Origin of the sequence: Mesorhizobium sp. M7A.F.Ca.AU.002.02.1.1 (assembly GCF_003998535.1) — a bacterium.
Lineage (GTDB): Bacteria > Pseudomonadota > Alphaproteobacteria > Rhizobiales > Rhizobiaceae > Mesorhizobium > Mesorhizobium ciceri.
The window spans coordinates 1-8,313 of the sequence record NZ_RZPB01000215.1; the positions used below are offsets into that span (position 1 = coordinate 1).

7 protein-coding genes are annotated in these 8,313 nt (G+C 63.1%); 2 read left to right on the forward strand and 5 right to left on the reverse strand.

Features of this window, described 5'->3' with window-relative positions; genetic code table 11:
• Window positions 1–1,586: ComEC/Rec2 family competence protein (locus EN879_RS15320; protein ID WP_164774419.1), on the forward strand; the 1,586-nt coding region annotated here is incomplete at its 5' end.
• Here the strand turns inward: EN879_RS15320 and lexA are convergent.
• The 4 genes from lexA to EN879_RS15340 all read right to left on the reverse strand — a co-directional run bounded on the left by lexA (window position 1,580) and on the right by EN879_RS15340 (window position 6,515).
• Window positions 1,580–2,320: a transcriptional repressor LexA gene (gene lexA, locus EN879_RS15325; RefSeq protein ID WP_013531746.1), complete on the reverse strand. Its 741-nt coding sequence runs from the start codon at window positions 2,318–2,320 to the stop codon at window positions 1,580–1,582. The two genes, EN879_RS15320 and lexA, sit on opposite strands and share 7 nt — an antisense overlap.
• A gap of 410 nt (window positions 2,321–2,730) precedes the next feature.
• On the reverse strand, window positions 2,731–3,978 hold the full coding sequence (gene kynU, locus EN879_RS15330; protein WP_024503342.1) for a kynureninase: 1,248 nt from the start codon (window positions 3,976–3,978) through the stop codon (window positions 2,731–2,733).
• 78 nt (window positions 3,979–4,056) lie between these two features.
• Window positions 4,057–4,893: a tryptophan 2,3-dioxygenase gene (gene kynA / locus EN879_RS15335; protein WP_013531744.1), complete on the reverse strand. Its 837-nt coding sequence runs from the start codon at window positions 4,891–4,893 to the stop codon at window positions 4,057–4,059.
• The gene (locus tag EN879_RS15340) at window positions 4,890–6,515 is read right to left on the reverse strand and encodes an AMP-binding protein (protein ID WP_063167974.1); all 1,626 of its coding nucleotides are present in this window, start codon (window positions 6,513–6,515) and stop codon (window positions 4,890–4,892) included. Before EN879_RS15340 ends, kynA begins: the two co-directional genes overlap by 4 nt.
• Before the next feature lie 313 nt (window positions 6,516–6,828).
• Here EN879_RS15340 and EN879_RS15345 point away from each other — a divergent pair, with 313 nt between their 5' ends.
• Window positions 6,829–7,659: an alpha/beta hydrolase gene (locus tag EN879_RS15345; protein ID WP_063167975.1), complete on the forward strand. Its 831-nt coding sequence runs from the start codon at window positions 6,829–6,831 to the stop codon at window positions 7,657–7,659.
• Between the two features lie 48 nt (window positions 7,660–7,707).
• Here the strand turns inward: EN879_RS15345 and EN879_RS15350 are convergent.
• Window positions 7,708–8,313: molybdopterin-binding protein (locus tag EN879_RS15350; protein ID WP_245493822.1), on the reverse strand; the 606-nt coding region annotated here is incomplete at its 5' end.

The window sequence follows — 8,313 nt, forward strand, 5'->3', positions numbered from 1 at the left end:
CCCGTGAAGGCATCGCCGACCATATCAGGGCGAGCGTCGGCGGCGCCGAAGGCGAGATCGCCGCGGCGCTGATCGTCGGCGTGCGCGCCGGCATTCCCGACGACATCAATGAGGCGATGCGACGTACCGGCATCTACCACATCATCTCCATTTCGGGACTGCATATGGCTCTGGTCGCCGGCACCATCATGGGGTTGCTGCGCGGCGCCTTCGCCTTGTTTCCCGATTTTTCCGCGCGTCGCCCGGTCAAGAAGTATGCCGCTGCCGCCGCACTGTTCTCGATCGCAGCCTACCTCGTCATCTCAGGTATCGTCGTCGCCGCCGAACGCAGCTTCATCATGCTGGCAGTGATGCTGATTGCAGTTCTGTTCGATCGAGCAGCACTCACCATGCGCAATCTGGCGATCTCGGCGATCGCCGTCATCGTGGTGTCGCCGCATGAGGTGGTCGGCCCGAGTTTTCAGATGTCGTTCGCCGCGACCGCGGCTCTGGTCGGCGCCTATGCCGGCTGGGCGGATCACCGCGCGGGAAAAGCAAGAACGCCGCCGCCGAAGCGATCCTTGCCCGGGTTCCTGACACGAAAATTCCTGCTGGCGGCAATCGGTCTGGCCATGACCTCGATCATCGCCGGCAGCGCCACGACGCTGTTTGCCATCTGGCATTTTCAGCGTGTGTCGCCGCTCAGCCTGTTCGCCAATCTCGCGGTTATGCCGATCGTCACCGTCGTCATGTTCCTGGCCGTCGCCAGCGCGCTGCTGATGCCTTTCGGATTGGATTGGCCAGGTCTCTACCTGATGGGCAAGGGCCTGACGATGATGATCGCCATATCGGGCTGGATCTCCGAGCGTTCGCCTGTCGATGGGGTCGGGCTGATTTCGCAACAGTCGGTCCTGCTGGTGGCCATTGCCCTGGTCATCGCGACGATGGCGACGACATGGCTGCGGCTCGCGGCTCTGCCATTCGCGTTGGCAGGCTTGCTGACCGTCTCGGATACGCGCACGCCCGATGTGCTGATCTCGGAAGACGCCCGGCTGGTGGCGTTGCCGATCGGTGGCGGTGAGCTTGCCGTCAGCCGGCAACGGCCGAACGAATTCACCGTCGACAACTGGAAACGCGCGCTGACATCGGAAACCATCGTCGTTCCGGAAGTGTTCGACAACAGCGATGGGCAATTCGACGTCGCGGATGCCGTTGAGCTACCGCCGGGATCGCCGTTCTATTGCTCCTCAGGCGTTTGCGTGGCCAGGCACATGTCCGGTGCGATCATTGCCTATGTCGAGGACCGCAAGGACACCTGGAAAGCCTGCGGCTTCGCCGAACTGATCGTCGTCAACGACGCCACCGCCTATGACGCCTGTCACAACCCGCTGGTTCTCGTCATCACCAAGCGGCAACTGGCTCGCAAAGGCAGTGCCGCGGTCTTCTTCGATCGCCAATCGGCGACCACGCCGGCGACGATCAGCTTCGCGGTGGACAGCCCATATCGGCCCTGGCACACGCAACGCAGATACTCTCGCGAGGCGAGGGGGCTGGCACCCTTCAAGAAACCCGAGAAGCCAGTGGTCAACCCACAGCCGTCTCAGTAGCGACGGATCAGGCCGACGAGCTTGCCTTGCACCTTGACCCTGTCCGGCCCGAAAATCCGTGTCTCATAGGCTGGATTGGCGGCTTCGAGGGCAATCGAGGCGCCCTTGCGGCGGAACCGCTTCAGCGTCGCTTCCTCTTCATCGACCAGCGCCACGATGATCTCGCCGGGGCTGGCCGTGTCGGCGTTACGGATGATAACGGTGTCGCCGTCGAAGATGCCGGCCTCGATCATCGAATCGCCCTTGACCTCCAGCGCATAGTGCGCGCCGCCCATGATCATGTCCGGCGGCACCGAAATCGAATGCGTCTGATGCTGGATGGCATCGATCGGCACGCCGGCGGCGATGCGACCCATGACCGGGATCGAAACGGCAGAGACCGCATCGTCGTCATTGCCGGGCGAAGGCATCCGCGAAGGCGCCGGCTTGATCTGCCGGCCAAGAGCACCACCCTGACCAAGACTGCCCTGGATGACGCTTGGCGAAAACTTCTTTGCCGCATTGAGGCCTGGCGCGATGGAGTCCGGCAGCCGCAGCACTTCCAGCGCGCGGGCCCGATTGGGCAGCCGGCGGATAAAGCCGCGCTCCTCAAGGGCCGTGATCAGCCGATGAATCCCGGATTTGGAGGCAAGGTCGAGCGCCTCCTTCATCTCGTCGAAGGATGGCGGAATGCCGCTCTCCTTCAGGCGTTCATGGATGAACATCAGCAGTTCATGTTGCTTGCGTGTCAGCATGGCGGCCCCCAGGTTCCCTGAAACCAGAATCGAAAAACAAACCCAGAACAAACACTATCTGTTCCAGTTGTGTTCTGCAACCGTTTAAAGTTTAATGAATTTGTTAAGGCTGCTGAAATTATTTGGCGCTTGCCAGCGGGTTACGATCGACGGGCGCCACCTTCGGCAATGCGCCTGCTCACATTGAAATTGTTATGGTTAATGACCTGTGGCTTATCCCCTACCAAAGCTTGGCATTATCTGTCGATCGACCTCGACAAGGGGCGATTGCAACCTTCGGGACGTTCGTTGGCCGTGAACGAAACGGAGCCAAAACGCCAACGTCAGTTGGGCATTTTGGCTGGAAATTCAGCTCTCCGTCATTTGCCAGGCAGTGAGGGCAGCGACGGCGGATCGCCGGGATCGGTGCGTCAGGTAACGGCTTCCTTGACGGCGAAACGCTGGTCCTTCCATGCTCCCGTGCGCAGAATGTCTTCCAGAACCTCAACCGCCAGCCACACATCCTTGTAGCTGACATAGAGCGGCGTGAAGCCGAAACGGATGGTCGACGGTGCGCGGAAGTCACCGATCACCCCGCGCTCGATCAGCGCCCGCATGATTTGATAGCCGTGGTCGTGAAGGAACGACACCTGGCTGCCGCGCCTGGTCGCGTCGCGGGTGGTCTCCAGCGTGAGACCGTAGGCGCCGCACTTGGCTTCGACGAGCTGGATGAACAGTTCTGTCTGCGCGACGCTCTTCTTTCGCAATGCCGCCATGTCGACGTCGCTCCAGATGGCAAGCGCGCCTTTGAGCGCCCGCATCGACAGGACCGGTTGCGTACCGCACAGAAAACGGCGGATGCCGGTGCCGGCAACATAACCCCGTTCGAAGGCAAAGGGCCGCGCATGGCCCCACCAGCCGCTGAGCGGCTGGCTGATATCGCCGTGGTGGCGCTGCGCGGCATAGATGAAGGCCGGCGCGCCCGGACCGCCGTTGAGGTACTTGTACGTGCAGCCGACAGCGAAATCGGCATTTGCCTGATCGAGCTCGACGGGCAGGGCGCCGGCGGTGTGGCAGAGATCCCAGACGATCAGCGCTCCGGCCGTATGAGCCCTGCGCGTCAGCGCCGCCATGTCGCGCAGTTCACCCGATTTGTAATTGACGTGGTTGACCAGCACCACCGCGACGTTTTCGTCGATCAGATCTTCGATGGTCGGCGCGTCGACGCCCGCGAGGCGCAGCAGGACGCCATCCCGGGTCGAGGCCACGCCTTCGGCGATGTACAGGTCGGTGGGAAAACTGTCACCTTCGGCGACGATGGCTGACCGGCCGGGCCGCATCTCCATCGCTGCGTGCAGCACCTTGTAGATGTTGGTCGATGTCGTGTCGCAGACAACGGTCTGGCCGGCCGCGGCTCCTATCAGGCGTCCGAGTTGGTCGCCGAGTTCGATCGGCATCTCGAACCATCCGGCCGTGTTCCAGGCTCGGATAAGATCTCGGGCCCATTCCTGCGTCGCCGCCTGCTGCAGCTCGCCGAAAACGGCATGAGATGCTGCCCCCAGTGAATTGCCGTCGAGATAGATCACCCCCTCCGGCAGAATGAAACGGTCGCGCATGGCCCGCAGCGGATCCGTGGCATCCATCGCTTCGACTGCGGCGAGATCAGGAATTCCACTCATGGTCAGTCCCCGGTTGTTCGCGAAGGGGTTTCCGCCACAGAGCGTCCCTTCGGTGAGCCTGTTCTCATTTCGATGATGTCAGAGCCGGGTGCGGACCGTCCACAGCTCCGGAAACAGCACGACCTCGAGCATTTTCTTCAGATACGAAGCGCCCGACGTGCCGCCGGTGCCGCGCTTCAGACCGATGATGCGCTCCACCGTGGTGACGTGGTTGAAGCGCCAGCGGCGGAAATAATCCTCGAAGTCGACCAGCTTCTCGGCCAGTTCGTAGAACATCCAGTAGCGCTGCGGATCGCGGTAGATAGTCTGCCAGGCGACCAGGACCTCTTCATTCTCGGTTCGCGTCTCACGCCAGTCCGTGCGCCTGGCATCGGCACCGATGTCGAATCCGTTGCGCGCCAAAAGCAGCAGCGCTTCGTCATAGAGCGACGGCTCGGCCAGAATGGCTTCCAGCTTTCCGCTGAGGTCAGGCCGATGCTTGTGAGGGCCGAGCATGGCCAGGTTGCGGTTGCCGGCCATGAACTCGATGGCGCGATACTGCCAGGACTGGAAACCCGAGGACTGGCCGAGCGCGTCGCGAAACTCGGTGTATTCGCTGGGCGTCATCGTCCGCAGCACATCCCAGGCATTGTTCAGCTGCTCGAAGATGCGCGCGACTCGCGACAGCATCTTGAAGCTCGGCTCAAGCCGGTCGGCGCGGATCGAGCGGATCGCGGCGCCAATCTCGTGCAAAGCGAGCTTCATCCACAGTTCCGAGGTCTGGTGCTGGATGATGAACAGCATCTCGTCATGCGCCGACGAGAGCGGTGTCTGCGCCTCCAGCACTTTCTCCAGGTGCAGATAGTCGCTGTACGACATGCGCTCGTTGAACGACATCTGTGCGCCTTCGGACGCCGGATCGTAGGGCTCGCTCAATTGACTTTCTCCGTGCGCAGCCGGAAGCGCTGGATCTTGCCGGTCTGGGTCTTGGGCAAAGCAGCAATGAATTTCACCGATCGCGGGTATTTGTAGGGCGCGATCGTCGCCTTGACATGGTCCTGCAGGCGCTTGGTCGTCAATGCGTCAGGCGCCACGCCCTGCACCAGCACGACATGCGCCTCGACGATCTGGCCGCGCTCGGCGTCCTCGGCGCCGATCACCGCGCATTCGGCGACGTCGGGATGTGACAGAAGTGCGGCCTCGACCTCGGGGCCGGCAATGTTGTAGCCGGCGCTGACGATCATATCGTCGGAGCGCGCGGCGAAATGGAAGAAGCCGTCCTCGTCCTGCGTGAAGGTGTCGCCGGTGATGTTCCAGCCGTCGCGCACGTAGTCCTTCTGCCTGATATCGGCCATGTAGCGGCAGCCGGTCGGGCCGCGCACCGCCAGCCTGCCGGTCGCGCCGCGCGGTACTTCGCGCATCTCGTCGTCGACGATGCGCGCCTCGTAGCCGCCGACCGGCTTGCCGGTCGACGCGGGCTTCATGTCGCCAAAGCGGTTGGAGATGAAGATGTGCAGCATTTCGGTGGCGCCGATGCCGTCGAGGATCGGCTTGCCGGTCTTTTGCGTCCACTCTTCGAAAACCGGAGCGGGCAAGGTTTCGCCGGCTGAAACGGCAACCCGCAGCGAAGACAAATCGGCACCTTCATCCATGGCCTTCAGCATGGCGCGGTAGGCAGTCGGCGCGGTGAAGGAGATCGTGGCTTTGTAGGTCTCGATGATGTGGATCATGTTGGGTGGCGTCGCCTGCTCCAGCAGCGTCGCCGCCGCACCGAAGCGCAGGGGAAAGATAGCGAGCCCGCCAAGGCCGAAAGTGAAAGCCAGCGGCGGCGAGCCGACGAAGATGTCGTCCGGCGTCACCTCCAGGATTTCGCGGGCATAGGCGTCGGCGATGATCAGGAGGTCGCGGTGGAAATGCATCGTCGCCTTCGGCACGCCTGTCGTGCCCGAGGTGAAGCCGAGCAGCGCGACATCGTCGCGGCCGGTGTTGACGGCGGTGAATGTCACCGGCTTGTCGAGAGCGGCACGATCGAGCTCGGCATCATGGTTGGCGGTGCCGTCGAAGCCTATGACCTGTTTGAGGAAGGTGCTGTCCTTGGCGCAGGCGGTCATCTCGTCCATCAGCCTGGTGTCGCAGAGCGCGACGGTGATTTCCGCCTTGTCGACGATCTTGGCCAGTTCGCCGGCGCGCAGCATAGGCATGGTGTTGACGACCACGGCGCCGACCTTGGTGGCAGCCAGCCAGCAGGCGACCATGGCGGGGTTGTTGGCCGAGCGGATCAGCACCCGGTTGCCGGGCTCGACGCCATAATTCTCGACCAGCGCGTGGGCGAGCCTGTTCGTCCAGTCGGACAGTTCCTTGTAGGTGCGGCGGCGGCCATTGCCGATCAGGGCTGTGCGGTCGCCGAGGCCCTTCTCGACCAGCCGGTCGGTCAGTTCGACACCGGCGTTGAGGCGTTCGGGATAGTCGAAGCCGTCGAGCAGTATATCGGGCCATTGCTCCGGCGGCGGCAGGTGATCGCGCGTGAACGTGTCGATATGCGCTGAAGGCCCAAGCATGTCGCCGCTCTCCCGTCTGCTGCCTGGCCAGTGCGCAATGCGCCTTGGCTGGATGTGGTGGATCCTAAGGTCCTGCTCTGAGGAGGCTTCGTGCTGCCCATCACGCCTGCTCGGAGATGCGCGCCGAAAGGGTGAACATCTGCAGGTGAGGGCAGCACAGCAGACCTCCCATTGTCGGCTGTTCGTGCGGGCAGGATCGCACCAGTCGAAATTTGTTTCAAGCCTAAAATGTTTTTGCCCTGGAGCATTGACGCATGGCGTGGCGCTGGCCATTGCTAGCGCAACAGCGATGCCGTTTTGGGGGAGGGCGCAGATGTTCGAACGTCACATCGTCGATTGGGATGATGCCTATGCCAACGGCGCGAACATTGCCGGCAGCGACCGTTGGCCAGCCGCCTGGTCCGAGCCAGCGGCAGCATTCCGCGATGCGCTCTCGGCAGAGAGCCGGGCACGGCTCGACATCGCCTACGGCGACAGGCCGCGCAATCGGCTCGATCTTTTCCTTCCCAAGGCCGCGCCCAAAGGACTGGTGGTGATTATCCATGGTGGTTACTGGCTGGAGACCGACAAGAGCTTGTGGTCGCATCTCGCCAATGGCGCGGTCGGCAGCGGCTTCGCCGTTGCGATGCCCTCCTACACGCTGTGCCCGGACATACGCATCGCAGGCATCGTCCGGGAGGTCGGGGCGGCGATTGGCAAGGCAGCGGCAATGGTTGACGGACCGCTGATGCTGACCGGACATTCGGCCGGCGGCCATCTCGCCACCCGGATGGTGACGACAACCACGCCTCTGGCGCCGGATGTGGCGCGGCGCATACGCCATGTCGTTTCGATTTCAGGTCTACACGATTTGCGTCCGCTCATGCGCACCGGCATGAACAAGGACCTGGCAATCGACGAAGAGGAGGCGCTGGCTGAAAGCCCAGCCCTGCTGCGCCCGATGGATGGCGCCCGCATCACCTGCTGGGCCGGCGGCGGTGAGCGCGCCGAGTTCCTGCGCCAGAATGCGTTGCTTGCCAACATCTGGACCGGCCTTGGCGCCACCACCAGCACCGTGGTCGAGCCCGACCGGCATCACTACGACATTGTCGACGGCCTTGCCGATCCGGCGCATCCGCTGACACAGAGCTTGATCTCGAGCTAGAGCCGAGATCACTTTCTCGTCTGTTATGAACGGCTTGCCTGGAATTCCTCAGCGCAGCATCAAAACGCTGCAAGCCTCGCCCGCGGCTGCTGCAGGGGCAAACGGCGCCCGCACGATCAGCCCGTTGGCGTCGGCCAGCATTCTCAGCATCGAGGAATCCTGAATGCCGAACGGCGTCGCCACCAGCGCGCCGTCATCTTCCCTGACCACGGCTCGGACATAGTCCTGGCGCAAATCATTGGCCGGCATTGCGGTACCCAGTCGCGCTGGGCGAATGTCCTGGCGATGGTTGCGGCCACCGAGCCGCGCCAGCAGCGGCTTCAGGAACAGTTGCGAGCAGACCAGGCTTGCCACCGGGTTGCCGGGCAGGCCGATGCACCTGATATCGCCGAGGCGGCCGAACATCAGCGGCTTGCCGGGGCGCATGGCAATCTTCCAGAAGCCGAGCGTCATGCCTTCGCCGGTCAGCACGTCGTGGATCAGGTCGTGATCGCCGACCGAGGCGCCACCAAGCGTCACGATGACATCCGCACCGGCCGCCACCGCTTTTTGCACCAGTTCGGCGATGGCCTCCTTGCGATCGGCGGCAATGCCGAGATCGAGCGCGCGGGCGCCGACCGAGTGTGCGGTGGCAGCGACGCCATAGGCATTGGA

Bases quoted from the DNA above. Each gene is read 5' to 3' on its own strand.
- lexA (WP_013531746.1), bottom strand. From the start codon at position 2,320: ATGCTGACACGCAAGCAACATGAACTGCTGATGTTCATCCATGAACGC.
- EN879_RS15340 (WP_063167974.1), bottom strand. From the start codon at position 6,515: ATGCTTGGGCCTTCAGCGCATATCGACACGTTCACGCGCGATCACCTG.
- kynU (WP_024503342.1), bottom strand. From the start codon at position 3,978: ATGAGTGGAATTCCTGATCTCGCCGCAGTCGAAGCGATGGATGCCACG.
- EN879_RS15345 (WP_063167975.1), top strand. From the start codon at position 6,829: ATGTTCGAACGTCACATCGTCGATTGGGATGATGCCTATGCCAACGGC.